Raw genomic sequence first — 25162 nt, forward strand, 5'->3', positions numbered from 1 at the left:
TGGCGAAGCAACTAGCTAACCCTGTTGCCGCTTTGATTTCCGTACCATTCGAATACAAGTATGATGAAAACTTGGGATCAGATGGTCAAGGTACGCGAGACACATTCACCATAAAGCCCGTCATTCCATTCAGTCTGAACAATGAATGGAACCTTATCACGCGCACAATTATTCCGTACGTTGGTCTAGACGATGTCGCTCCTGGAGGCTCTGACAGAGGGGTTAGCGATATCCAAGCGAGTTTCTTTTTTTCTCCAAAGGAAAGCGCTGAGGCAACTACCTTAGTTGACGAGTTGAGGTCAGCGCATTGCAGAACGGCCTTGAGCCATTCAAAGCGATTGAGCCTAGACATATGCGCCTCCCGCGATTGCGGACCGGCTGCGAATTTGGTATTCTGTTCGTGCAGATAAATTTGCATTACCGTTGAGGTGGGTGGCCGCCCCCTCAGCGGTTTTTCTTTCACTTTTCTTCGGAAACCAGACCCTGAAAACAGAATAATCCGGACAAAATCCGGGTATGCTGCGGCGGCGGCGCAATTCATTCGTATTTAACTGATTGATTTTATTGGTCGGAGTGAGAGGATTCGAACCTCCGACCCCTGCCTCCCGAAGACAGTGCTCTACCAGGCTGAGCTACACTCCGACCGTGGCGGGTGATCTATACCCGGCGGTTCCGATGCGCAAGAGGATTTTGGGGCTTGGACGTGGGAAATCGTTGGCGGAACAGGGCACGGCAATTTGATAATCGGAGTCAGCCGAGTGGATCCGTTTTGTACAGGCGAATTTTTGTGCCGCCATGGTCGACCACCGGGCCTGGCGCCAATAGTGGAAGACGGGTTGACCTAGCCAAGGAAGCAGAACTGGTCACTATTCCAACTCTCCATCCCTGAAACCGGCTCATCAGGGCTTTGCCCAGTGCACCATAGACTGAACGCAGGCGCTTTTCGTCCCCGATACGTGCTCCATAGGGCGGGTTAACAATAACCAGGCCTTCGGGGCCTTCGGGGGGGTTAATGTCGCTGACGGATCGCAGTTGAAAGCGCGTCACATGGCTGACCTGCGCCCGATTGGCGTTTGCGGTTGCCGCTTCGACAGCACCCGCGTTCCTGTCCGAACCGCAAAAGGTCATTGCACTTTCTCTTTTGGAATTGCTTTCGCGCATCGACTGCCACTGATCGCAATCAAAGCCTGCCAGGTCCTCGAACGCGAAGCGGCGCGATCGGCCGGGCAGTAGTCCGAGTGCAATTTCGGCAGCCTCAATGACAAAGGTGCCCGACCCGCACATTGGGTCAAGTACAGGCTCTTCCCCTGTAAACCCACATTCTCGTAAGAACATAGCGGCCATCGTTTCTCGCATTGGGGCTTTGGCGATTGCTTCCTTATGTCCGCGCTTATGTAAAAGCTCGCCCGAACTATCGACCGACAAAGTGCAAATGTCTTTCTCGATGCGCAGCAAGACCCTAAGACCAGCCTCGGATGAAATCGGAGCGCCTAACGTCTCAGAGATCGCGCGCTCAACCCTTTGCCGGGCGGCCCCTGCGTGGTAAATCCGGGATTTACGGCTGGTTGCCTCTACCTTTACCGGAATGTCGGAACGCAAGAACGCGCCCCAGGGAAATTTGCGGGCGCGTTTGTCCAGCTGAGCCAGATGCACCGCTGGGAAGCTACCCAGACGCACAAGAACCTTGTTTGCGCCCCTTAAGGTCAAATTGGCGCGCCAGACTTCTGACCAGGACCCGCGACACGTCACACCACCGCGAACCGCTTTTGCACCGGCGAATCCGTGCGCCTGCACCTCAGTGCATAGTGGTGCTTCCAGGCCGGGTGTTGCGATCAAAAAAATGTCGAGGTCTGCGTTTTTTTCCATTCGAGTTGCTTACACCGGAAGTACAGCGGGTGCGACACGCTTTTTTTGCGGCTGAAATGTTTCAGTTTGCCGGGGAAATAGCGGGAATGTGTAGTCCCAAGATAACTTTTGGCGGTAACAGGTTTGCGTTTAGAGGCATCCCCGCGTAAAGGGTCCATGATCGGAATAACGCCAGCGGATTCTGGACACATTTTGACGCTTTTGCGACGAATGGTAAGAATTTCCGCGGTATTGCATGACCCCGAAAGGGCGTCGACAATGCAGGCGCAGCAAAAAAGGCTTGGAAGAACGTAGCAACATGCAAACTTTCAAACTGAAAAAAGGGTTGGATCTGCCGGTTGAAGGCGCTCCTGACCAGACCATCCATCCGGGGCCGGAGTACAAGACTGTCGGTGTGTTGGGGGATGACTATATCGGCCTTAAGCCAAAGATGTTGGTACAGGAAGGCGACTCGGTGCAGCGGGGGGCTCCGTTGTTCTGTCATAAAGATGCGCCAGATGCGATGATGGTTGCGCCTGTCAGCGGTAAGGTTGTCGCCATCAACCGCGGTGCCCGTCGTGTTCTGCAAAGCGTCGTGATCGAAGTGTCGGACGCAAATGACACAGGAGTGGATTTCTCTGGCGTCGGCGATGCGGATACGGCTGAGGGCGTGTCTGCCAAACTGTGCGCTGCTGGTTTGTGGACCGCGTTTCGCACACGGCCTTATTCGAAAATGCCTGAACCGGGCAGCGCACCGGCTGCGATTTTTGTCACCGCTATGGACAGTGATCCGTTGGCGGCAGATGCGGCGGCTGTTATTCAAGAAGCATCCGACGCGTTCACTGCCGGTCTGAGTGCCATCAGCAAGCTGACAGAGGGTGCGACGTACCTATGCCAAAAAGAGGGTGACGCGATCCCCGGCGCAGACTTGAACGGCGTGGAAACCGCAGCATTCTCAGGGCCCCACCCTTCGGGTCTGGCGGGAACCCATATTCATTTTCTTGAACCCCTTACGGGCGACAAGCAGGTCTGGACCATTGGCTATCAGGACGTCATTGCCATTGGCCGACTTTTGCTGACTGGTCATCTTGATCCGAACATCGTGGTCGCTCTGTCTGGTCCTGGAGCACGTCAGCCACGTCTGGTCCGTACCGTTATGGGCGCATCCACGGATGATCTTACCCGTGACGAGGTGAATGTCGACGGAACACCTCGGATCATTTCCGGCTCGATCCTGTCAGGTCAGCACGCAGATGGCCCGACGGCCTATTTGGGTCGTTTCGCACGTCAGATCAGCATTATCCGAGAGGATCACGACCAAATTCCGATGGGTTGGATTCGCCCAATGCCGTCGAAATATTCGGTCCAGCCGGTTTTGGGATCGGCATTCGCCAAAAAACTGTATGCCTTCACGTCCAACCTGAATGGTGGGCGTCGTGCGATGGTGCCGACCGGAGTGTTCGAAGAGTTGATGCCGCAGGATTACCTGCCCACACAGCTACTGCGCGCCTTGTTGGTGATGGATACCGACACCGCCCAAGCCTTGGGCGCATTGGAGCTGGACGAAGAGGATCTGGGTCTTGTGGGCTTTGCCTGTCCGGCAAAATATGAATACGGGCTGGCGCTGCGCGACTGCCTGACCAAGATTGAAAAGGAGGGCTGATCCAAATGGGTTTGCGCAGCTTCTTCGATCGGATCGAGCCGAACTTTACCAAGGGCGGCAAGTACGAAAAGTATTTCCCCATCTACGAGATGGTCGAAAGCTTTATCTACACTCCGAAAACTGTGACCACCGTTGCCCCTCATGCACGGTCTTACGTGGATATGAAGCGGATCATGACTTATGTCGTGATCGCAACGATCCCCTGTATTCTGTGGGGGATGTACAATACCGGCTACCAAGCCAATTCGGCTATTGCCACGCTTGGGCCTGACTCGGCCACTGGTTGGCGTATTGCCATTCTGCAGACATTTGGCATCTCGCTGAACCCGGAAAGCATTTTTGCCAACGTCATGCACGGGCTGATGTATTTCCTGCCGATCTACATCGTCACGCTGGTGGCTGGCGGCATTTTCGAGGTTATCTTCGCAACTGTGCGCGGGCATGAGGTGAACGAGGGTTTCCTCGTTACATCAATGCTCTACACGCTGATAATGCCTGCAACCACGCCGCTATGGCAGGTCGCATTGGGTATCATCTTCGGGGTCGTGATCGGTAAAGAAGTGTTTGGTGGAACAGGCAAGAACTTCCTCAACCCGGCACTAGTTGGACGCGCCTTCCTTTACTTCGCCTATCCCGCACAGATGTCAGGAGATGCGGTTTGGACCCCGGTTGACGGATTCTCGGGCGCAACTGCACTGGCGGTCTCGGCTGCGGACGGCGTTCAGGCTCTGGCCGCTGAAGGCATCACCTGGTCAAGCGCGTTCTTCGGACAGATTCAGGGCAGCTTTGGTGAGACATCGACGCTGGCGTGTATGATCGGTCTGGCCTTCCTGCTGACGACAAAGATCGCCAATTACCGCCTGATTGTAGGCTGTCTGGCCGGAACAATCGGCTTTACCCTGCTGCTGAACCTCATCGGATCGGACACGAACCCGATGTTCGCGATGCCTTGGTACTGGCACATCGTACTGGGCGGTTATGCCTTTGGTCTGGCCTTTATGGTGACCGAACCGGTTTCGGCCAGCCATACCAACGTAGGTCGCTATATCTATGGCGCGCTGATCGGTGTCATGGTTGTGATGATCCGCGTGATCAATCCGGCTTTCCCCGAAGGTATGATGCTGGCAATTCTGTTCGGAAACGTCTTTGCACCGCTGATCGACTATTTCGTTGTTCAGGCCAACATTAAACGGAGGGCGCGTCGCCATGTCTGATACGCAATCCCCTGACAACAACGACGCTCCAAAGGGCGCACTGGCCAAGTTTCTGGCAGCTTCGCCAGATTCGGTTGGCAAGACGATCTTCATCGCCGTTGCCGTTTGTCTTGTCGCCTCGATGGTTGTCTCTGCAGCCGCTGTTAGCCTGCGCCCGGTGCAGGAAACCAACCGCCTGAAGGACAAACAGGTCAACGTTCTGCAAGTTGCGGGCGTTTTTGAACCCGGCATCGATGTGACCGAAGCCTTTGCCGCCTTTGAGCCGCATGTGCTGGAACTGTCCACCGGCGACTTCGTCGATGATCAGTTCGACCCGGCCACCTTCGACGACATCGCCGCCGCCAGCGACCCTGAGCTGAGCGTTGCGCTGGACGATGACCCCGCTGGTATTGGTCGCAAGTCGAAATACCGCGTGATCTATCTGCTGCGTGACGACGCAGGCGATCTGGACAAGGTGATCCTGCCGCTGCACGGCTATGGTTTGTGGTCTACGCTCTACGGCTTTATCGCTTTGGAAAACAACGGCAACGATATCTACGGTCTGCAATTCTATCAGCACGGTGAAACCCCTGGCCTTGGGGCCGAAGTGGACAACCCACGTTGGAAAGCGCTGTGGAACGGCAAGAAGCTGCGTGATGATGCCGGTGATCTGCAAATCACCGTTGCCAAGTCCCAGCCTGCTGCCGGACCGGAATTTTATATCGATGCTCTGGCAGGGGCGACACTGACCTCAGTTGGTGTCGATAACCTGGTGAAATTCTGGATGGGCGACGCGGGCTATGCTCCGTTCCTGGCCAAGCTGCAAGCAGGAGAGTTCTAATGTCTCAGACCAAGAAAGAGATGCTGGTCGACCCGCTTGTCGACAACAACCCGATCACCTTGCAGGTGCTGGGCATCTGTTCGGCACTGGCGGTGACCTCGTCGCTGCAGGTGTCGATGGTGATGGCGCTGGCGGTTATTTTCGTGACCTCGTTCTCGTCCTTCTTCATCTCGTGCCTGCGCAACCAGATTCCCGGCTCGATCCGGATCATCGTGCAGATGGTAATCATCGCCTCGCTGGTGATCCTGGTTGACCAGATCCTCAAGGCCTACGCGTTCGAGATCTCGAAAACCCTGTCGGTCTTCGTCGGTCTGATCATCACCAACTGTATTGTGATGGGCCGCGCCGAGGCGTTTGCGATGAAGAACCCTCCGGTCGCGTCCTTCATCGACGGGATGGGCAATGGGATGGGCTATGGCCTGATCCTGCTGTTGGTTGGCTTCATTCGTGAGTTGTTCGGTGCCGGGTCGCTGTTCGGCGTTACCATACTGGAGACCGTCAACAACGGTGGCTGGTACGTGCCCAACGGCATGTTGCTACTGCCACCGTCGGCGTTCTTCATCATCGGTCTGATCATCTGGGCGTTCCGCACATGGAAGCCGAACCAGGTGGAAGAGCGTGAATACAAAATTCAGCAGGTAGAGGCCCACTGATGGAAGGTCTGATCTCACTGGCCGTAAAGGCCATCTTTGTCGAAAACCTTGCGCTCAGCTTCTTCTTGGGGATGTGTACCTTCATCGCCGTTTCGAAGAAAATCTCGACTGCGCTGGGTCTGGGTATTTCTGTCATGGTCGTGCAGGCCATCACCGTTCCCGCCAACAACCTGCTGCTGAACTATCTGCTGAAGCCGGGTGCGCTGGCGTGGGCTGGTTTCCCGGATGTGGACCTGACCTTCCTTGGCCTGATCTCGTATATCGGCGTGATTGCGGCGATGGTTCAAATCCTTGAGATGGTTTTGGATAAGTACTTCCCGCCGCTTTACAACGCGCTGGGGATCTTCCTGCCGCTGATCACCGTGAACTGCGCCATCCTGGGCGGCTCGCTGTTCATGGTGGAACGTGACTACAACTTTGCCGAGGCCGCAACCTATGGCCTGTCTTCGGGCTTTGGTTGGGCGTTGGCGATCACTGCGATGGCGGGTGTTCGCGAAAAGCTGAAATATTCGGACATTCCCGACGGCCTACAGGGTCTGGGCATCACCTTCATCACCGCAGGATTGATGGCCATGGCCTTCATGTCCTTCTCGGGCGTGAAACTGTAAGGAGGCGTCAATGGAAACCTTTACCCTAGGCGTAGCTCTTTTCACCGTCATCGTTCTGGCACTGGTGGCCGTCATCATGGCCGCCCGGTCCAAGCTGGTGTCGACCGGCAACGTGAACATCACCATCAACGGCGAGAAAACCATTTCCGTACCCGCAGGCGGCAAATTGCTGCAAACGCTGGCGGCCGAGAAGCTTTTTGTTCCTTCGGCTTGCGGCGGCGGTGGCACCTGCGCGCAATGTCGGGTGCGCGTGCATTCGGGTGGTGGGTCGATCCTGCCCACTGAGGAAAGCCATATCACCAAACGCGAAGCCTCGTGCGGTGACCGACTGTCCTGTCAGGTGGCCGTGAAACAGGATATGGACATCGAAGTCCCGGAAGAGGTCTTCGGCGTCAAGAAATGGGAATGTACCGTTCGTTCGAACGAAAACGTTGCAACCTTTATCAAAGCACTGACCCTAGACTTGCCGGAAGGCGAGGATGTGAACTTCCGCGCCGGTGGCTACATCCAGATCGAGGCCCCCGCACACCAGTTGAAATACACCGATTTCGATGTGGAAGAGGAATACCGCGAGGATTGGGATCGCTTCAATCTGTGGCAGTATGAGTCGGTTGTCGCGGAACCGATCGAACGGGCCTATTCGATGGCCAACTACCCGGATGAAAAAGGCATGATCATGCTGAACGTCCGTGTGGCTTCGCCGCCTCCGGGCTCGGAAGGCATCCCGCCGGGTCAGATGTCATCCTACATCTTCAACCTGAAACCGGGTGACAAGGTTACAATCTCGGGTCCGTTTGGCGAGTTCTTCGCGCGTGAGACCCAAAAAGAGATGGTGTTCATCGGTGGTGGTGCCGGCATGGCCCCCATGCGAAGCCACATCTTCGACCAACTCAAGCGCCTTGAAAACCGCGATCGCAAGATCAGCTTCTGGTATGGCGCGCGGTCGAAGAAAGAGATGTTCTTTGTCGAGGATTTCGACCAACTGGCCGAAGAGTTCGACAATTTCGAATGGCATGTCGCGCTTTCGGATGCGCAGCCCGAGGATGACTGGAAAGGCTATACCGGATTCATCCATAACGTCCTGTTCGAAGAATACCTCAAGAACCATCCCGCGCCAGAAGACTGCGAGTTCTACATGTGTGGTCCGCCCATCATGAACCAGTCGGTCATCAACATGCTGCTGGATCTGGGCGTGGATCGTGAAGACATCATGCTGGACGATTTCGGCGGTTAATAATAGAAAAACCGGCGCAGCCAGCGCCGGTTTTTTCATTCAACTTTTAGCCAACGCTATTTTCCGTAGTAATCCCGATACCAGGAAACGAACTGGGCTATGCCATCTTTCAGGTCCGTCTGTGGACGGTAATTGGTCAACCGCTGCAACAGGCGGTTGTCAGCCCATGTCGCATGAACGTCGCCCATCTGCATCGGCATAAAGTTCTTGATGGCCGTCTGTCCAACCGCCTCTTCGATGGCTTCGATGAAGTCCATCAGACGCACTTTGTCGCCATTTCCGATATTGACGATGCGATAGGGCGCAACCGTTGAAAGGCTATCGCCATCCTCGATGTCTTCACGGCTGGCAGGCCGGACCGGGGGTACATCGATCAGCAATCTGATCCCGCGCACCAAATCTTCAACATGGGTGAAGTCCCGATACATGTCTCCGTGATTGTAAATGTCAATCGGACGGCCTTCGAGAATGGCGGCCACAAACTTGAAATAGGCCAGGTCGGGCCGACCCCAGGTGCCATAGACCGTAAAAAACCGAAACATCGTGGTCGGCAGATTCCACAGATGCGCATAGGAATGCCCCATCGCCTCATTCGCCTTTTTGGTGGCAGAGTAGATGGTCAATTGCGTGTCCGCTTTTTCCGTTTCGGTAAACGGCATCTCTTCGTTGGCACCATAGATGGACGAGGTCGAAGCCATCAACAGATGTCCGACCTCATGCTGGCGCGCGATTTCCATCACGTTGAACGTGCCAACGACATTAGATTCGATATAGCTGCGGGGGTATTCGAGGCTGTGCCGAACACCGGCTTGGGCCGCCAAGTGGACGATGACATCGGGATGGAATTCCTCCGCCACCTGCACCAGCCGGTCATAGTTTTCCAATCGATCCTCGGTCGCGGTAAAGCCTGGGGTTTGTAGCAGGATCTGATGCCTACGCTGTTTAAGCGTCACATCGTAATAGTCGGTCATCCCGTCATAGCCATGCACCTGAAACCCTTCTGAAAGAAGCAGCTTGGCCAGATGGAACCCGATGAACCCCGCAGAGCCCGTAATCAAAACCCGTTTCATAAAACCCTCAGAACGCACCACGAAATCACCGTTGACCGAAAGACTTTGTTTCGCGCCTGAGATCAACGTTTTTCGACCACTTTGAAGGTCATATCGGACAACACGAGGGTGTTGGTCAACACTTTGCCGGTTCAATCAGATGTTCATTGCCGCCATTTGCTCGGAAGGGTAGGGATCAGGGCGCATGGTTACGAAATGGATCAAATCACGGTTCAACCGTTCGGCGCGTCCAGCGACCGAAACAGTATCTTGCGACATCTCCCCCGGCACGCGCGTGACAGCGGTGGGTGATATTCATGGCCGCCTGGATCTGCTGCACGCGCTTTTGCCTCGTCTAGACGATCAAGATCCATTGGTTTTTGTTGGCGACTATATCGATCGTGGTCCGAACAGTGCTCATGTTTTGCGCCATTTGCTTTATCTGAGCCAAGCGTCAGGTGGACGAGTTCATTGCCTTCTTGGCAACCACGAAGAGATGCTGTTGCGTTTTGTAGATGCCCCAGAGGAATACGCCCCGATTTGGTTTCGAAATGGAGGCGTACAAACGCTTGCCTCATTCGGCCTCAAGCTGACCCCAGACAAAGAAGACACTCAGCAAGCGAAAGAATTGGCAGATGGCCTGCGTCAAGCGATGGGTCAAACTCTGCTTAACTGGCTGTCCGACCGACCGCTGACCTGGACCAGTGGAAACGCTACATTTGTTCACGCAGCGTTGGACCCACGCCAATCGCTCGAAGCCCAGGATCGCCAGATTTGTCTTTGGGGACATCCAATGTTCCCAAGACTGCCGCGCAGCGACGGGCAATGGGTGGTGCACGGCCACACAATCGTAGATCACCCCCGTGTCAGAAATAGGGTATTGTCAATTGACACGGGCGCTTTTGCCTCGGGCCGACTCACGGCAGCTGAAATTCAGGACGGCAGTATCAGGTTCCTTTCGACTGGCTGACCTTAGCCGACGATCATCTGCTTCATGCGCAAGGCTTCATATTCCAGTTCTTTCAGGCGGAAATGAACGACGTCTCCGATAGTGATAACGCCACACAATTTGCCGTCACGCAGCACGGGCATATGACGAAAACGACCTTCGGTCATGGTCTTCAGAACATCGTTCAGCAGATCGTCGGTTGTACAGGTCTTAACCTCTTTGGTCATCAGATCTTCGACGGATTGAGGTAAGGTCTGTCCGGGTGTGTCCGCCATACGCCGCACGATGTCGCGCTCTGACAGAATGCCTTGCAACGCACCGTTCTGATCCGTCACCAAGACGGCACCGATCCGCTTTTCCTTGAGAATGTTGACGACAGAATGAATCGTCTCGTTGGGGCGGACGGAAAACACATCGCCCCCTTTGCCCTCAAGCAGTTTGGACACTGCTGTCTTTGACTGCGCAAGATTGGACCCGGTCGTTTGGCTGTACGTTGTCTTTTCCTCTTTGTCACCGCGCATCGGTGCCTGGTACGAGGTTGGGGCCATGGGCAATCTCCTTCTTCGATCTTGCAATATCTTTCCCTTTCACCTTAGCGCAGCTAAATGACCTGTATAGGGTGCAATTGCTCGAATAAGTGGATTCCGTGGTCAGCAAAGGACGATCAGGCTTGTGAGTGAACTCTACCTTACCCCTCCGGTGGCCGCTTTGATATTCTTTGCGGTTGTCGTATGCGGTCACAACTTTCGCATGGCCTGGAAACAACAGGCCCCGGGGTGGCAGAAGCGAGCGTGGCTGTTCGGAGTTCCGGCTGGGGTTGGGCTTTTGGCATTAGGTTTTCTGCCGTTAAAGCTGTGATGCCGATTTGACTCTGACAAGGGTCACTGGCATATGCCGGGCACAGAAAATCCCGGAGCTCGCCCCATGCGTCTTTTGCCTTTTGTGGCCCTTGTTGCCCTTCTTTCCGGCTGCTTTTTGGACAAGGAGCCCGAAGTGGTCCGGTTGTCCGGTGAAACGATGGGGACAACCTTCAATATCACTGCCATAGGCGAAGATCTGGACGAGACCAAACTTGCGGCCTCGGTCGATGAGACATTGGCTGAGGTAAACGCGAAGATGTCGAACTGGGACCCGAATTCCGAGGTCTCTGTCTTTTCGGCGTCGGCCAGTACAGAGCCAATGACTATCTCAAACGAATTCGCTTTGGTCATCGCTGCTGCCAACGACGTGCACGAAAAAACCGGTGGAACTTTCGATGTGACCCTTGGCCCACTGATCGAATTATGGGGGTTTGGCCCTCGTAAGCCCGAAGATCCGGTGCCGTCTGATACTGACATCCAGGCCGCGTTAAACAGCGTTGGCCAAAGCCGTCTGCTGACGCTGGATACCGAAGCCGGAACTCTGGCGAAATCTGACGCCAGGGTCGGTATCAACCTGTCTGCAATTGCCAAGGGATATGGCATCGATGCGGTTGCCGAAACCTTAAGGGACGCCGGAATCGAGAATTACCTGGTTGAAATTGGTGGTGATCTGGTCGCCATGGGTCAGAACGAAAAGGGCGAAGCCTGGCGCATCGGCATCGAAAAACCGGAAACGGGCAGTCAGAGCATTCAGCTGATCGTGTCAGTGAATGACCTGGGCATGGCCAGCTCGGGCGATTACAAGAATTTCTTCGAACAGGACGGCGTGCGCTATTCGCATATCATCGATCCGACGACGGGACGCCCGATTACGCACCGGACAACCTCTGTCACTGTTTTGGCCGAAAACGCGATGATGGCCGATGCCTGGGCCACCGCGATGCTGGCCTTGGGTCAGGAAAAGGGCCTGAAACTGGCGGAAGAGCATAAACTTGCCGTGTATTTCATCTCGCGGGATGTGACAGGCGGTGAAGAAGCTTATATTACTGCCCATAGCACCGCGTTCAAAAACGCGCTGGAATCGAACTGACTGGTGGAGCTGAGATGAGCACTTTTATTCTGGCTTTTATTCTTCTCGCCCTCGTCATGGTGGGTATGTCACTCGGCGTCATGTTGATGGGAAAGACCATCAAAGGCAGCTGTGGTGGTCTGAATGCAATCTCGGGTGCTGATAAATGCGTTGTCTGCCAAAAGGACGTGGATCCCAACAGCCCGTTGCGCGATCAGTTGCAATGCAAGCGCGCCAAGAAGATGCTGGAGCAGATGGAGCGTCAGGCCTGAAGCAAAGTTTTGCTTCGCACTGCGGACGGAAATGGCTAACTAGGTCTCCATAAGGTTTGGGGGCGTGGTATTGGCCAAGGCAAAAAACATCCTGTTCATCATGTTCGACCAGCTGCGCTGGGACTACCTGAGCTGTTACGGGCATCCACACCTGCACACCCCCAACATCGATCGCCTGGCAGCCAAAGGCGTTCGGTTTAACCGCGCTTACATACAATCCCCAATCTGCGGTAGTTCGCGCATGTCGACCTATACCGGGCGCTATGTGCATTCGCATGGGGCGTCTTGGAACGGTATTCCGCTCAAAGTCGGCGAGATCACGATGGGCGACCATCTGCGCAAGGCGGGAATGGACTGCTGGCTGGTCGGCAAAACTCATATGCGGGCGGACGCAGAAGGCATGGCGCGGTTGGGGCTGGAACCTGACAGCCTGATCGGTGCCCGGGTTGCCGAATGCGGCTTTGACGTATTCGAACGCGATGATGGTATGTTGCCCGAGGGTCCCGACGGGTTTTACGATCCGGACGGAGCGAAGGAGTACAACAAGTTCCTCAAGGCCAAGGGGTATGAGAGCGACAATCCCTGGCATGATTTTGCCAACTCAGGTCTGGATGAAGATGGCAATGTTCTGTCCGGCTGGTTTTTGAAAAATGCGCCGGAACCCGCAAACATCGCCGAAGAAGACAGTGAAACGCCTTATCTGACAGGGCGCGGTATCGAGTTTATGGAAACGCATGATGGCCCGTGGTGCTGCCACCTGAGCTTTATCAAACCGCATTGGCCTTACATCGTGCCAGAACCTTATGCCTCAATGTATGGTCCAGAGCATGTTTTGCCCGTGGTACGATCCGAGGCTGAGCAGCAAAATGCGCACCCGGTGCTCAAGGCTTTCATGGACACAAAGATTGGCCAGACCTTTTCCCGACAGGATGTGCGTGAGGCGGTGATCCCAGCCTATATGGGCTTGATCAATCAAGCCGACAATCAGATGGGGCGTCTGTTTAACTGGATGGAAAAAACCGGGCGGATGGACGACACGATGATCGTTCTAACTTCGGATCACGGTGATTTTCTTGGTGATCATTGGATGGGTGAGAAGACGTTTTTTCACGATGCTTCGACCAAAATGCCCCTGATCATTTATGATCCATCGCCCGAGGCTGATGCGACACGCGGGACGGTCAGTGATGCGTTGGTCGAGTCCATCGATCTGGCTCCAACCTTTGTTGATGTGGCAGGCGGTGACGTTGCCACTCATATCCTTGAAGGTCATTCGTTGCTGCCCATCCTGCATGGGTCAGCAGAAGAGGTGCCCCGGGACTTTGTCATCTGCGAATACGATTACTCAGGCTCACCGATCGCTGATATCGTGGGAGTGTCGGTTCGCGAAGCGGTGATGTTCATGGTGGCCAACAAAAAGTGGAAGCTGATCCATTGCGAAGGTGGGCACAGACCGATCCTGTTTGATCTGGAAAACGATCCTCAGGAACTGAATGATCTGGGCAACAGCGCAGAGCATGCAAACGTGATCGCTGAAATGTATGATCACCTGTTCGCATGGGCGCGGCGACCGTCACAACGCACCACGAGGTCGGAACAGCAATTGATAGATATGCGTACCAAAAGCAGAGGCCGAGGCATTGTCTTGGGTGTGTACGACGAAAACGACGCGCCTTTGGACCTGACTGTGAAGTACCGCAATCGAAAGGCACGTCCATACAAGAGCTACCTTAAGGAATAGCGCCTCTGCGTCTATTAAATCTTTTTCACCTGCCCAAAGGTGGTTCACCCGCCGAGGGCAAGGCGATAGAAGAAGCGCACGAGCAGTAATCGGAGAAATTCTATGGCCGCGCCCAAACCTGTTGTATTGTGCATTCTCGATGGGTGGGGGCTGTCCGAAGACACCAAAGCCAACGCGCCGTATCTTGCGTGCACCCCGACCTTTGACGCGATCATGGCCAAAGGCCCTCATGCAACGCTGATCACCCACGGACCCGATGTTGGACTGCCCAGCGGGCAGATGGGCAATTCAGAGGTTGGCCACACCAATATCGGCGCAGGCCGCGTTGTCGCCATGGATTTGGGTCAGATCGATCTGGCTATCGAAGATGGGTCATTTTTGGAAAATGAAGCCCTGCAACAATTTATCGCCAAAGTGAAAGCGGCAGACGGGACAGCACATCTGATGGGGCTGGTCTCGGACGGGGGCGTGCATGGGCACCTGAACCATATTGTCGCCGCGGCGACCGCGATCACCGATGCTGGCGTCCCTGTTGCGCTGCACGCAGTCACCGATGGGCGGGACGTAGCGCCAAAATCGGCGCTGACCTATATCGCGGAACTGGAAGAGCGCTTGCCTGAAAACGCGCGCATAGTGACCGTCTGCGGACGCTATTTTGCCATGGACCGAGACAATCGCTGGGAGCGTGTCAGCGAAGCCTTTGACGCGATGATCAAAGGGCAGGGAAGGGCGGCGCAAAGCGCCCATGGTGCCGTCGATCATGCCTATAACCAGTCTGAGTCAGACGAGTTCATCACCCCGACCGTTCTTGATGGTTACACGGGCGTTCAAGACGGCGACGGGTTTTTCTGCCTCAATTTTCGAGCTGATCGGGCGCGGGAAATCCTGCGCGCCATTGGAGAGCCGGGATTTTCTGACTTTGATACAGGGCTGCAGCCCAATCTCTCGGCGCTGCTGGGCATGGTCGAATATTCGGACGGCCACAACGCCTATATGACCACGGTTTTTCCAAAGCGGGCCATCGTGAATACTCTGGGTGAATGGGTGGCCAAACAGGGGTTGCGCCAGTTCCGGTTGGCCGAAACCGAGAAATACCCGCATGTAACCTTCTTCCTGAACGGCGGCAAAGAGACGCCTGAGCAGGGTGAAGATCGTTTTATGCCTAAATCGCCAAAGGTTGCGACTTATGATCTGCAACCCGAAATGTCGGCGGCCGAGGTCACGGCTAAATTTGTTGAGGCTATCGAAGACGGATATGACCTGATTGTCACAAACTATGCCAATCCTGACATGGTGGGCCATACCGGTGATCTGAAGGCGGCGATCAAAGCGTGTGAGGCTGTGGATCAGGGTCTGGCGCAAGTTGTTGCTGCACTGGAAAAGGCCGGCGGTGCGATGATTGTCACCGCAGATCATGGCAATTGCGAAATGATGCTTGATCCCGAGACGGGTGGTCCGCATACCGCCCACACACTGAACCCGGTGCCGGTGGCGCTGGTCGGTGGGCCTGAAGGGGCGCAATTACGGCAGGGGCGTTTGTCGGATCTGGCCCCAACCTTGCTTGAATTGATGGGCCTGCCAAAACCACCAGAGATGACCGGAGAAAGCCTTTTGTCATGAAACTGGCGACCCTTGCGGCTTTCCTGATTTCAGCCGTTCCGGTGCTGGCCCAGTCGGACTCATCGCTGGCGGCATTGAAAGCCGCAGAGATGTTGGAGGACGCCTCAATCTCGCTAAGCGAGGCTGACGGTGCCCGAGACCGCGTACGTGCGCTTACCCAAACGATCCAAGCCTATGAGGCAGGGTTGAGCGCGATGCGGGAAGGGCTGCGCCAGGCCGCAACCCGCGAGGCGCAGCTGAGCGCCGAGTTGCAGGCGCGCGAAAAGGACGTCCGGCAGTTGATCGGCGTTTTGCAAACCATTGAAACAACGGCGCCTCCGGTTTTGATGTTGCATCCATCGGGCCCATTGGGCGCGGCGCGGGCCGGTATGATGCTGTCCGAGGTCACTCCGGGCTTGAACGCCAAAGCGCAGGCTCTGGCAGATGATCTGAACGAGGTACAGACACTGCGCCTGCTGCAACAAAGCGCGTCGGAAACCCTGACTAAGGGCCTTAGAGGCGTTCAGGATGCACGCGCGCGCCTGAGCGAAGCCATCGCCGATCGCACAGATCTGCCCAGACGATTTGTCGAGGACCCAGTGCGCACGGCCATTCTGATTTCCTCGACCGAAACGCTGGACGGGTTTGCAAGTGGACTATCTGAAATCTCGGAAGGCGAGATCATTGAAACTGATGCGGATGTTTCGGGTCAGAAAGGGCAGATTTCTTTGCCGGTCCAGGGCGTCTTGTTGCACAAAGCTGGCGAAACGGACGCTGCGGGGGTGACACGCGCCGGTTTGGTGCTTGGAACACGTCCGCGTACGCTGGTTACTTCGCCCACGGCGGCCACGATCCGTTATCGGGGTCCCTTATTGGATCTGGGGAATCTGGTTATTCTTGAACCGCAGCCGGGGCTGCTTTTTGTGTTTTCCGGGTTGCAAGAGGTCTATGGCCACCCCGGTCAGGTGATCCCCGAGGGCACTCCGGTGGGCTTGATGCCCGGTGAAACGCCCGAAATTGGCGCAATATTGTCAACAAGCGGTGATGGCACTGGAACTGATCGCTCAGAAACGCTCTATATAGAGGTAAGAGAAGATAATAGCCCCGTGGACCCGGAAACATGGTTCCGGACCGACAAGGATGGATAAACGAGTATGAAGAGATTTGTGATGGCCGGTCTGGCCGGAACTGTGGCAGGAATTCTTGCAACGACCCAGATAGCGGGACCACTGCTGGCGCAGGAGGCCGAAAACAAGGCCAGCGTCTATGAGCAACTGGATCTGTTTGGCGACATTTTTGAGCGCATCCGCGCGCAATATGTTGAAGAGGTCGAACCCGAAGAGCTGATCGAGGCAGCCATTGATGGCATGTTGACCTCGCTTGATCCGCATTCCAGCTATCTTTCGCCCGACGATGCCGAACAGATGCGCGTGCAGACCCGGGGTGAGTTCGGCGGGCTTGGTATCGAAGTCACGCAGGAAGACGGTTTTGTCAAAGTCGTATCGCCGATTGACGATACCCCTGCAGACGCAGCCGGAATTGAGGCCGGGGACTTCATCACTCATGTCGATGGCGAAAGCATTCTGGGCCTTACGCTGGATAAGGCTGTTGACCTGATGCGTGGCCCGGTGGGTTCCGAGATTGTAATCACTGTCGTTCGCGAAGGTGAGCCGGATCCTTTCGACGTCACGATCATCCGGGACACGATCAAACTGACGGCTGTTCGTGCGCGCACCGAAGGCACCAGCGTTGTTCTGCGAGTGACCACGTTCAACGACCAGACCTTCCCGAACCTTAAAGAAGGTTTGCAGGAACAGATCGAGGAAGCCGGTGGCATCGATAAGGTCAATGGATTTGTCCTCGACCTGCGCAACAATCCGGGCGGCTTGCTGACGCAGGCAATCAAAGTCTCGGATGCGTTCCTGAACGAAGGCGAAATCGTTTCGACCCGCGGCCGTGATCCGGAAGAGGGAGAGCGCTTTAATGCTTCGCCCGGCGATCTGGCTGAAGGCAAACCAATCGTTGTTCTGATCAATGGTGGTTCGGCATCGGCGTCCGAAATTGTGGCAGGTGCATTGCAGGATCACCGCCGTGCGATTGTGGTCGGCACGAAAAGCTTCGGGAAGGGCTCCGTGCAAACGGTTATGCCTCTGCGCGGTGACGGGGCCATGCGTCTGACCACGTCACGCTATTACACACCGTCGGGTCGTTCTATTCAGGCCCTTGGTGTCAGCCCTGATATTATCGTGGAACAGCCAAGGCCGCAGCCCGAGACTGAAGAGGAAGAGGATAGCCGCTTTACCCGATCAGAGGCCGAGCTGCGCGGCAGCCTGGACAATGACAGCCTCAGCGAAGATGAAATTCGCCAGATTGAAGAAGACCGCGCCAAAGCCGAAGCCACGGCTGAACTGCGGGAAGAGGATTATCAGTTGGCATATGCCATCGACATCCTCAAAGGCCTTTCGGCGTTTAACCCCGACGGGCCGTCTCAATAACAAAACGGGGCCGCGGCCAACGCGGCCCTTTTTCTTTGTGCAAACCTCACTGATAGAATTCGGATTCAGAGGCCGCTGGCGGGGCGCGTTTCAACTGTATGTGAAATCGGGCTAACCTTCGATCTTGTGTAGCTTTTTTTCATCCAGCAGAAGCGCCAGCACGATACCCACCGATACGGACACGGTCGAAAAGACGAACGCCATGCTCATACCGCTGTTGAAAGCAGCGGACAGGGCGAAATGAACCTTTTCCAGGTCAGTTTCGCTCAGATGGCCGATCACCGCCTGGGCCGAAGGTGCATCCAGTGTACCGCCATTGATCGCCTTCAGGTCCGACCCGTTCAACTTGATCCCTGCCGCGGTCAAACCTTCACGCAATTTGGATAGGCTTACGACATACATGATGGCGGTGGCGCAAGCGACGGAAATGGCACCATACACCAGATGCGTCATGAAACTCAGCCCACCGACAAGGCCAGCGCGTTCGGGTTTGACTGCACAGACGGCTGCCGTTCCAGATGGGCCAACGGTCAGGGTCGCGCCCAGCCCGATCATTGCCATGCCGGGCAAAATGCGAAAATACCCCAAATCGCTTGGCATAACGACAATTGTCGCGGCCCCGATTGTGGCGATTATATAACCCCAGAACAAAAGTCGCTTGGGTCCGAAATCATTATACAACGTGCCCGAGACAATCGATCCCACAGCCAGAAGCACCGTGAGTGGCGCCAGTCCCAGAGCGGACTCAAAGGCCGACCAGCCTAGAACCTTTTGCATGTATTGAGGGAAGTAGAGCAGCCCGACGAACGCGGCAGAGACGTTAAACATATTCAGGCCAAGCGTGATCCTGAATTGGCGATTCTGCATCATTTGGGGCAAAAGCAGCGGTTCTGTGACACGTTTTTCTATCCTTGGGAACAAAATGAACAGCACCGCGCTGATGAAAAACAGCATTAACAGCGGAACTGATGTCCATCCCCAATCCGCACCAACATCCAGCGCGTAAAGCAAAAACAGAACCGCAAACGCCAAGAGACCCATGCCAGCGAGGTCGAGATGTTCGTCCTTTTTGTGCTGCGTCTCGCGTTCCATCAGGATTAGGGCGGTGGCCATCGAAATACATGAGAAAACGACATTGGCTAGGAAGAAATACCTCCATTCTCCCAGATTTACGGCCAATCCGCTGATCATAGGTCCAAACACATTGCCGGTGGTCACACCCGCCAGGATCAGGCCCATAACAAGGGCCCGGTGTTCTGGTCTGGACACTTTGGTCGCGCCAAAGGCCAGTGTACAGGGCCAAACACATCCTGCGCCAATTCCCTGCAGGGCACGGGCAAGAACCAGAAAATCAAGGCTAGGCGAGACAAAGCACATGATTGAAGCGAAGAGAAAAATGCACAGTCCGATGATCATCATCTTACGATGGCCATACATGTCACCCAGTCGCCCGCCCGCAACCATAGTCATGGCAAAAAACAGGGCGTAAATGTTCAGAACCCATTGAGTGCTGGTGATGTCTGCATCAAAACTGTTTTCGATTGCAGGCACCAGCATCAGAGCACCGGTAAAATCGATGCCGATCCCAAATCCTGTCACCATTAATGCGATGACTTTAACAATGCTGCTGCGGTCCATGTCGGGCGCGATCCACTTTGAATGCGACCATGATGCACGGAAAATAGCTGAAAAGATAGTTTGGGAGCCTTAACGCCTCAGTCGTCGTCGCGATACATCCGACGGAACGCTCTTTTCAGCATGTCCAGTTCCGCGCGAAGCAACGCAACCTCGGCGCGAAGGTCATCCGCAGCAGGGGTACCGGCGATAATAGTAAAGTCACCTAGTTTTTCAGTCGTTGCAGCATTCGAGATGACAAAGCTATGAACCCCTTCGGACAGGGCTGACCGGGGTACCTCGATACTGAGATCCCAGCCATTTTCCGCCGGCGAAAGACTGGCAGAGTTCAGCGGTTCACCAAGGTATTGAACCTCAATTGCCGGTTCCTGGTCGATCCCTATATGGGCTTGCCAAACCCCGTTTTCGAACCGGATGAAAGTCAGTTTTGATTGCGTCATGTCCGGTCGTCTCACAAATCGGCACGATGGAAGCGGCAGAACGTCAGGTCCCGCACAACCATCCGGTTCATTTTTGGGGTCTCAAAGATCAAATCAACCCAGATCTTTTCGATCCGACGCTCGTTCAGGGGCAGATGAGCCAGGTCGAAATCTACGGCTTTTTGGGACTCTGAAGGGCATAATTCCCGTAGCACCTGCTCAGAATTGGGGCCGTGCTGAATATTGAGGCGGGCGAACATGCCAGAGGGTTTTTCGCAATTGATCACACTCTCCATTCGTATCAGATGCTCGCGAGAAAGGTCCTGTATTGCGTCCTCTGGCAGATCGACGGACACCGAAAGGAACGAGCCTTCAAAACTGAAGACTTCAACAGCCAGACTAAACGGGGCTAAATCGCGTGCATCGCGAATTCGAATTTGCCGTACGGCAATCTCGGATAGAGGGCAGTCATGAAACAGGCTGACCTGCGCATCAAGGGATGATTTGCGTGGGGCTGAGGCTATGCCGGTTTGCGCCAAAGGGCCACGCCACAAATCCGGCCTGCAGCTCCAGTCGGTGCCGACAGGCTTTGGAAACTGCCTGGATCCGATCTTGGGACGGATCAGACGGGAATCGGCCACTTGAATCAACTGATCGAGTTGGCCGCGCAGTACACGCGCCTGATCACGTTGTATTTTCAAGTCTGCTTGACCGACATCCTGCGCGTTTTGCACCGCCCGCCGCCAACGGTCCAGTGCCTTGCGATGAAAATAACGATCCAGAATTCTGCCCATGGCCTCGTCGTCCGATACACAGCCTCTTTAGTCAAGATGGTGCAAGCAACAAACCGCAATAACGAAATCGCGATCTTCATGCCGTGTTTTTCAGTTGGGTCAGGCGCAAATTTGGGTTAGGCGCCAACGAATGGCGCGCGCCCGTCTTGCCTTGCAATGGGCATAGTCACGGCGTACCGTCAGGCCCTGCAACATGGGTCACCCAGTTTTAGCCACACATCCGTTTAGCTATCTATAAGGCCGTGAAATGGAGCCCACATTATTTTCTTTCATTTGGAAGTACTCGAAGAAGCAGCAGTTGGTCTTGCTGTTGCTGACAGTGCTGTCATTTCCCTTCCTTTACGCCTCGTTGGAACTGCCCAAGCAGATTATCAACGATGCCATCGGCGCTCCGGCTGATACGGTCACCATCTGGGGCATCACCGTAACGCAAGTTCATTACCTGTTGATATTGTGTGTTGCGTTTCTTGGGACTGTTATTGCCAGCGGCCTGATGAAAATGCGCATCAACACGATGAAGGGTGTCCTGGCAGAACGCATGCTGCGTCGGTTGCGGTTCACGCTGATTGAACGTTCGATGCGCTTTCCAAAGTCTTATTTTGCCACCACCAGTCAGGGCGAGCTGGTTTCGATGATTACATCCGAAGCAGAACCGATGGGTGGCCTTATGGGTGACGCGATCGCTCAGCCCGTGTTCCAGTTCGGTCAGATGATGACGATCGTCACATTCCTGTTCATGCAAAGCGTGTGGTTCGGACTGGCCAGCATTGCTTTGATCCCCTTGCAGGCATGGCTGATCCCCAAATTGCAGCGACAGATCAACCTGCTGAACAAAGACCGTATTCAGGAAGTCCGGCGCCTAAGCTCGGAAATCGGTGAAAGCGCTGCGGGGATCAGTGACCTGCGCACCAATGGCGGCTGGCGCTATCGTCTGGCCCAGTTCAGCGACAGATTAGGAAAATTGTTCGAGATCCGCTTTAAGATCTACAACAAGAAATTCTTCATGAAGTTCCTCAACAATCTGATCACTCAGATGACGCCCTTTCTGTTTTATTCCGTGGGTGGTTATCTGGCGATTACGGGTGAGGTGACGGTGGGCGCTCTGGTCGCTGCTTTGGGGGCTTACAAGGATCTGAGCGGCCCCTGGAAGGACTTGCTGACCTATTACAACCAGGTTCAGGACATGTCTTTGCGGTGGGAAATTGTGACCGAACGGTTCGCCCCTGACCACATGATCCCCAAAGAGCTGTTTTCCGGAGAACCCGAGTCAATCCCGCGCCTGGACGGCGCGATAGAGCTGCGCAATGTGACAGTCCGCGACAGCGACGGCAAAACCATTTTGGAAGATCTGGATCTAACCATACCCCACGGCGCCCGCGTTGCCATCCAGTCAACTCACGCCTCAGAACGCAGTGCGCTAGGTCAGCTTTTAACCCGAGAAATCTTGCCTGTTCAGGGGGAAGTGATCGTTTCCGGCCACAACCTGAACGACCTACACCAGGCTGTGATTGCGGCCCGGATCGGCTATGCGTATTCGCGCCCCTATCTGTTTGATGGAACTCTGGGTGATAACCTGATGATGCCGTTACGCACGCATCCCCAGCACGATGCCGAAGCGCAGAAAGCTCCGACTCGCAAGCAGATTGAAGCTGCCCGGTCCGGTAATCCGGTCGACTCTTTGAACGATGAATGGATCGACCCTGGTTTGGCGGGTTTGGACGATATCGAAGATATCCGCGATTGGTGGTTCCAATTGGTCGAAGCCATGGGGATTGACGAGTTCATGTTCCGTCGCACGCTGCGCACGCAGTTTGACCCCGGAATTCATCCCGTTTTGGCCCGCGAAGTGGTCAATCTGCGGGAAACAATTGCCGAGCGTCTGAAAGACAAAGGTCTGGACCGCTATGTCTATCGCTTTGATCCGGATCGGTTTAATCCGGCGGTTCCTTTGGGCGGCAACCTGCTGTTCGCGGCACCGTCGCGGGAAATCTCACCCGACTATCTGGTCGAGGATGCCCGTTTCCTGAAAATGCTCACTGTGCATGATCTGGCAGAAGAAGCCCTGAGCATTTCCAATGCGGTTCTGGACACACTCAGTAAAACCTTCGGGCGGGACGGCGCGGACCACCCCTTGTTCCTTCGGCTCGGAATGTCGAAAGACATGTTCCACAGGTTGCTCGACATCGAGGATCAGCGCAAAGCCAAAGGTGATATGGCACTCAGCCCGGAAGACCGTGCTTTGCTGTTGACGGTGCCTTTCCTTTTGACCGCCGAGCAGATCGGACCGGACTTCCCGGAGGAATATAAGGACAAAATCCTGACGATCCGAAAAAGCCACGCCGAGCGGTTACGGGGTGCAATGGACGGATTGTTCATGCCAGTCACGCCCGATCTCTACGTGCCCCGACTGACCGTGATGGAGAACGCGATCTATGGTCGGGTTTCTCTGATGGCGGGTGCACATGCGGACGAAATCGAGGATGTGGTCGCCGAAGCCCTTAACGAAGCGGGGCTTCGTCGCAGAGCCGCTGCGATCATCTATGATCTGCCATCCGGTCTGGGCGGTAACAATCTGCCAACCGTTTTTCAGGAACGCGCCGCGTTTTCGCGCGCTGGGATCAAACGCCCAGATGTCCTGATTCTGGACAAGGCATTGGCCAGTCACGATTCAGAAAGCCGGTTGCGCACACGTTTGAAACTGCGCGAGCTTTTGCCCGACTCGATTATGATATTCATGGAAGATCACTTTGCTCATCCCGAAGCCTATGATTTGTTTATTGAAATCAAGGAGGGCCGAATTGACGGCGTTTCCCGAAGCAAATCTGAACATACGGGCAGCACCTCGGATGATCTGAGCCGGAAGCTTGAAATCCTTTCGGCCACGGAGTTGTTTTCAAGTCTGGATGGGCGCAACCAGCGGCTCCTTGCATTTTCAGCCCAATGGTACGAGGTCAAAGCTGGACAAGTCATATTTTCGCGCGGGCAGGCCCCGGATGCCGCATATCTGTGCATTTCGGGCCAGGCTCGGTTGGATTGGTTCAACGATGATGGAACTAAGCGTCCGATTTCGATCATCGAGCCAGGGCGCCTCATCGGAGATTTGTCGATCATTACAGGTGAAGACCGCCAATTGGATCTGGTCGCCACAGAAGACTGTCTGTTCCTGCGCATCGGGGCCGAGGAGCTGCGTGCCGTGGTTGAAAGCGATGCAACCGTTGCTACGCAGTTGCTCAGAACCGTTGCCGGTTATCTGACAACGCTTTCCACGAGGATCTCGGCTGCCCAAAACGCCGAGGACGTGTTGCCCTCGGTGTCCCAAGACACAGAGCCAGAGAGTTCAAACAACCATGCCTGAGGCATACACCCCACACGCCTATCTGACGGAAACCGCGCGCAAGCGGCCCGAGGTTTGGCGTCTGCTTCTGGGCCTATTGTTGATCGGTATATTGGTCAGCCTCCTGAACATGGTGTTCTTTGCCGTGCTCGTAGAGATGGGCCCAGACGAATGGGCACAGGAACTTTTGGTGGGGAGCTCGCCGCTTGCATTAATTCTGCTGCTGATGAGTTTCGGGTTCATAACCTTAGCTGTGGCCATCGCCGCCCGTAAGATTCAACAAAGAACACTTTGGTCCATAATTGGAGACCGCAGCATTGCCATAGCGCAGTTTTTCAAAGTTCTAAAAGCCTTGATTATCCTCGGCGTGATCGGGTTTCTGCTGCCGCCTTACGGGATGGGTGGAGAGCTGACGCAAAAGCTGCCGCTGACAACATGGGCACTGTTGCTTCCGATTGCGGCCTGCGCCGTCCTGATTCAAATCAGTGCCGAAGAAATCCTGTTTCGCGGGTATATCCAGCAAACTCTTGCAGCGCGGTTTAGTTCACCGATCATTTGGATGGGCCTGCCATCCATTTTGTTTGCAGCAGGCCATTATTCACCAGACGCGGCGGGGGGCAATGCGCTCTTGATCGCGCTTTGGGCCTTTGTTTTTGGGCTGCTGGCGTCCGATCTGACGGCCAGAGCAGGCACTTTGGGACCTGCCATCGCCCTTCATTTTTTCAACAATTTCATCGCTTTGCTGTTCATTTCATTGCCCGACAGTCTCAGCGGGTTGGCACTTTTTGTGCTGCCCTTTGACACGTCTGACCCGGAACAGCTGCGCCCTTGGCTGTTGGTGGACTTGGCGGTTATGTTCGTTTGCTGGTTGGCCGCGCGGCTTGCGCTCAGGCGTTGATTGCATTTCCT

The 25162-nt window shown here is 55.1% G+C and carries 21 protein-coding genes and 1 tRNA gene; 15 read left to right on the top strand and 7 right to left on the bottom strand.

Annotated features, from left to right (window positions below; translation table 11 throughout):
* Positions 1–565: 565 nt before the first annotated feature.
* Together GOV85_RS08245 and GOV85_RS08250 are read right to left on the bottom strand one after the other, a co-directional pair.
* Positions 566–642: transfer RNA gene (locus GOV85_RS08245), tRNA-Pro, on the bottom strand.
* Positions 643–750: 108 nt separating this feature from the next.
* Entirely contained in the window at positions 751–1866 is a 1116-nt protein-coding gene (locus tag GOV85_RS08250) for a class I SAM-dependent RNA methyltransferase (protein WP_171176836.1), read from the bottom strand.
* A 298-nt stretch (positions 1867–2164) separates the two neighbouring features.
* Between GOV85_RS08250 and GOV85_RS08255 the strand changes: the two genes are divergently transcribed.
* From GOV85_RS08255 to nqrF, 6 genes are read left to right on the top strand one after another with little or no spacing between them, the layout of a single operon-like run.
* Positions 2165–3508 carry a Na(+)-translocating NADH-quinone reductase subunit A gene (locus GOV85_RS08255; protein WP_171176838.1) on the top strand — a complete coding sequence of 448 codons (1344 nt, stop codon included), beginning with the start codon at positions 2165–2167 and terminating at the stop codon, positions 3506–3508.
* 5 nt (positions 3509–3513) lie between these two features.
* Entirely contained in the window at positions 3514–4722 is a 1209-nt protein-coding gene (locus GOV85_RS08260) for an NADH:ubiquinone reductase (Na(+)-transporting) subunit B (protein WP_171176840.1), read from the top strand.
* Positions 4715–5542 carry a Na(+)-translocating NADH-quinone reductase subunit C gene (locus GOV85_RS08265; RefSeq protein WP_171176842.1) on the top strand — a complete coding sequence of 276 codons (828 nt, stop codon included), beginning with the start codon at positions 4715–4717 and terminating at the stop codon, positions 5540–5542. Before GOV85_RS08260 ends, GOV85_RS08265 begins: the two co-directional genes overlap by 8 nt.
* Positions 5542–6195, top strand: coding sequence for an NADH:ubiquinone reductase (Na(+)-transporting) subunit D (locus tag GOV85_RS08270; protein WP_152460184.1), 654 nt, complete (start codon positions 5542–5544; stop codon positions 6193–6195). Before GOV85_RS08265 ends, GOV85_RS08270 begins: the two co-directional genes overlap by 1 nt.
* A complete protein-coding gene (gene nqrE / locus GOV85_RS08275) occupies positions 6195–6803 on the top strand; it encodes an NADH:ubiquinone reductase (Na(+)-transporting) subunit E (protein WP_050603817.1) in 609 nt (202 codons plus the stop codon). The genes GOV85_RS08270 and nqrE overlap by 1 nt, the downstream gene beginning before the upstream one ends.
* Positions 6804–6813: 10 nt before the next feature.
* On the top strand, positions 6814–8037 hold the full coding sequence (gene nqrF, locus GOV85_RS08280) for an NADH:ubiquinone reductase (Na(+)-transporting) subunit F (protein ID WP_171176844.1): 1224 nt from the start codon (positions 6814–6816) through the stop codon (positions 8035–8037).
* Positions 8038–8093: 56 nt separating this feature from the next.
* Here the strand turns inward: nqrF and GOV85_RS08285 are convergent, their stop codons facing one another.
* Positions 8094–9107, bottom strand: a complete 1014-nt coding sequence (locus tag GOV85_RS08285) for an NAD-dependent epimerase/dehydratase family protein (protein WP_171176846.1) — start codon at positions 9105–9107, stop codon at positions 8094–8096.
* Between the two features lie 184 nt (positions 9108–9291).
* Here GOV85_RS08285 and GOV85_RS08290 point away from each other — a divergent pair, with 184 nt between their 5' ends.
* Positions 9292–10056, top strand: a complete 765-nt coding sequence (locus GOV85_RS08290; RefSeq protein WP_171176848.1) for a metallophosphoesterase family protein — start codon at positions 9292–9294, stop codon at positions 10054–10056.
* 2 nt (positions 10057–10058) lie between these two features.
* Here GOV85_RS08290 and GOV85_RS08295 read toward each other — a convergent pair whose 3' ends face one another.
* Positions 10059–10583 carry a CBS domain-containing protein gene (locus GOV85_RS08295; RefSeq protein WP_171176851.1) on the bottom strand — a complete coding sequence of 175 codons (525 nt, stop codon included), beginning with the start codon at positions 10581–10583 and terminating at the stop codon, positions 10059–10061.
* 376 nt (positions 10584–10959) lie between these two features.
* Here GOV85_RS08295 and GOV85_RS08300 point away from each other — a divergent pair, with 376 nt between their 5' ends.
* From GOV85_RS08300 to GOV85_RS08325, 6 genes are all read left to right on the top strand, one after another.
* Positions 10960–11985 (top strand): FAD:protein FMN transferase, encoded by a 1026-nt coding sequence (locus tag GOV85_RS08300; RefSeq protein WP_245223155.1) that lies wholly within the window; start codon positions 10960–10962, stop codon positions 11983–11985.
* Between the two features lie 14 nt (positions 11986–11999).
* Positions 12000–12236 (top strand): (Na+)-NQR maturation NqrM, encoded by a 237-nt coding sequence (gene nqrM / locus GOV85_RS08305; RefSeq protein WP_171094920.1) that lies wholly within the window; start codon positions 12000–12002, stop codon positions 12234–12236.
* A 70-nt stretch (positions 12237–12306) separates the two neighbouring features.
* On the top strand, positions 12307–13977 hold the full coding sequence (locus GOV85_RS08310; protein WP_171176855.1) for a sulfatase-like hydrolase/transferase: 1671 nt from the start codon (positions 12307–12309) through the stop codon (positions 13975–13977).
* A 102-nt stretch (positions 13978–14079) separates the two neighbouring features.
* Positions 14080–15597 (top strand): 2,3-bisphosphoglycerate-independent phosphoglycerate mutase, encoded by a 1518-nt coding sequence (gene gpmI, locus GOV85_RS08315; protein WP_171176857.1) that lies wholly within the window; start codon positions 14080–14082, stop codon positions 15595–15597.
* Positions 15594–16724 carry a murein hydrolase activator EnvC gene (locus GOV85_RS08320; protein ID WP_171176859.1) on the top strand — a complete coding sequence of 377 codons (1131 nt, stop codon included), beginning with the start codon at positions 15594–15596 and terminating at the stop codon, positions 16722–16724. Before gpmI ends, GOV85_RS08320 begins: the two co-directional genes overlap by 4 nt.
* Before the next feature lie 6 nt (positions 16725–16730).
* Entirely contained in the window at positions 16731–18071 is a 1341-nt protein-coding gene (locus GOV85_RS08325; protein WP_171176860.1) for a S41 family peptidase, read from the top strand.
* Positions 18072–18182: 111 nt separating this feature from the next.
* Here the strand turns inward: GOV85_RS08325 and GOV85_RS08330 are convergent, their stop codons facing one another.
* From GOV85_RS08330 to GOV85_RS08340, 3 genes are all read right to left on the bottom strand, one after another.
* A complete protein-coding gene (locus GOV85_RS08330) occupies positions 18183–19709 on the bottom strand; it encodes an MFS transporter (protein WP_171176862.1) in 1527 nt (508 codons plus the stop codon).
* 77 nt (positions 19710–19786) lie between these two features.
* Entirely contained in the window at positions 19787–20146 is a 360-nt protein-coding gene (locus GOV85_RS08335) for a hypothetical protein (protein WP_171176864.1), read from the bottom strand.
* 11 nt (positions 20147–20157) lie between these two features.
* On the bottom strand, positions 20158–20919 hold the full coding sequence (locus GOV85_RS08340; RefSeq protein ID WP_171176867.1) for a DUF6478 family protein: 762 nt from the start codon (positions 20917–20919) through the stop codon (positions 20158–20160).
* 247 nt (positions 20920–21166) lie between these two features.
* Here GOV85_RS08340 and GOV85_RS08345 point away from each other — a divergent pair, with 247 nt between their 5' ends.
* Together GOV85_RS08345 and GOV85_RS08350 are read left to right on the top strand one after the other, a co-directional pair.
* Positions 21167–24274, top strand: coding sequence for an ABC transporter transmembrane domain-containing protein (locus GOV85_RS08345; protein ID WP_171176869.1), 3108 nt, complete (start codon positions 21167–21169; stop codon positions 24272–24274).
* A complete protein-coding gene (locus GOV85_RS08350) occupies positions 24267–25151 on the top strand; it encodes a CPBP family intramembrane glutamic endopeptidase (RefSeq protein WP_171176871.1) in 885 nt (294 codons plus the stop codon). The genes GOV85_RS08345 and GOV85_RS08350 overlap by 8 nt, the downstream gene beginning before the upstream one ends.
* Positions 25152–25162: the final 11 nt, after the last annotated feature.

This window comes from Ruegeria sp. HKCCA4633 (assembly GCF_013034605.1).
Classification (GTDB): Bacteria; Pseudomonadota; Alphaproteobacteria; order Rhodobacterales; family Rhodobacteraceae; genus Ruegeria.

Coding starts and splice junctions, on each gene's coding strand:
- GOV85_RS08250 (WP_171176836.1), bottom strand. CDS start 1,866: ATGGAAAAAAACGCAGACCTCGACATTTTTTTGATCGCAACACCCGGC.
- GOV85_RS08255 (WP_171176838.1), top strand. CDS start 2,165: ATGCAAACTTTCAAACTGAAAAAAGGGTTGGATCTGCCGGTTGAAGGC.
- GOV85_RS08260 (WP_171176840.1), top strand. CDS start 3,514: ATGGGTTTGCGCAGCTTCTTCGATCGGATCGAGCCGAACTTTACCAAG.
- GOV85_RS08265 (WP_171176842.1), top strand. CDS start 4,715: ATGTCTGATACGCAATCCCCTGACAACAACGACGCTCCAAAGGGCGCA.
- GOV85_RS08270 (WP_152460184.1), top strand. CDS start 5,542: ATGTCTCAGACCAAGAAAGAGATGCTGGTCGACCCGCTTGTCGACAAC.
- nqrE (WP_050603817.1), top strand. CDS start 6,195: ATGGAAGGTCTGATCTCACTGGCCGTAAAGGCCATCTTTGTCGAAAAC.
- nqrF (WP_171176844.1), top strand. CDS start 6,814: ATGGAAACCTTTACCCTAGGCGTAGCTCTTTTCACCGTCATCGTTCTG.
- GOV85_RS08285 (WP_171176846.1), bottom strand. CDS start 9,107: ATGAAACGGGTTTTGATTACGGGCTCTGCGGGGTTCATCGGGTTCCAT.
- GOV85_RS08290 (WP_171176848.1), top strand. CDS start 9,292: ATGGTTACGAAATGGATCAAATCACGGTTCAACCGTTCGGCGCGTCCA.
- GOV85_RS08295 (WP_171176851.1), bottom strand. CDS start 10,583: ATGGCCCCAACCTCGTACCAGGCACCGATGCGCGGTGACAAAGAGGAA.
- GOV85_RS08300 (WP_245223155.1), top strand. CDS start 10,960: ATGCGTCTTTTGCCTTTTGTGGCCCTTGTTGCCCTTCTTTCCGGCTGC.
- nqrM (WP_171094920.1), top strand. CDS start 12,000: ATGAGCACTTTTATTCTGGCTTTTATTCTTCTCGCCCTCGTCATGGTG.
- gpmI (WP_171176857.1), top strand. CDS start 14,080: ATGGCCGCGCCCAAACCTGTTGTATTGTGCATTCTCGATGGGTGGGGG.
- GOV85_RS08320 (WP_171176859.1), top strand. CDS start 15,594: ATGAAACTGGCGACCCTTGCGGCTTTCCTGATTTCAGCCGTTCCGGTG.
- GOV85_RS08325 (WP_171176860.1), top strand. CDS start 16,731: ATGAAGAGATTTGTGATGGCCGGTCTGGCCGGAACTGTGGCAGGAATT.
- GOV85_RS08330 (WP_171176862.1), bottom strand. CDS start 19,709: ATGGACCGCAGCAGCATTGTTAAAGTCATCGCATTAATGGTGACAGGA.
- GOV85_RS08335 (WP_171176864.1), bottom strand. CDS start 20,146: ATGACGCAATCAAAACTGACTTTCATCCGGTTCGAAAACGGGGTTTGG.
- GOV85_RS08340 (WP_171176867.1), bottom strand. CDS start 20,919: ATGGGCAGAATTCTGGATCGTTATTTTCATCGCAAGGCACTGGACCGT.
- GOV85_RS08345 (WP_171176869.1), top strand. CDS start 21,167: ATGGAGCCCACATTATTTTCTTTCATTTGGAAGTACTCGAAGAAGCAG.
- GOV85_RS08350 (WP_171176871.1), top strand. CDS start 24,267: ATGCCTGAGGCATACACCCCACACGCCTATCTGACGGAAACCGCGCGC.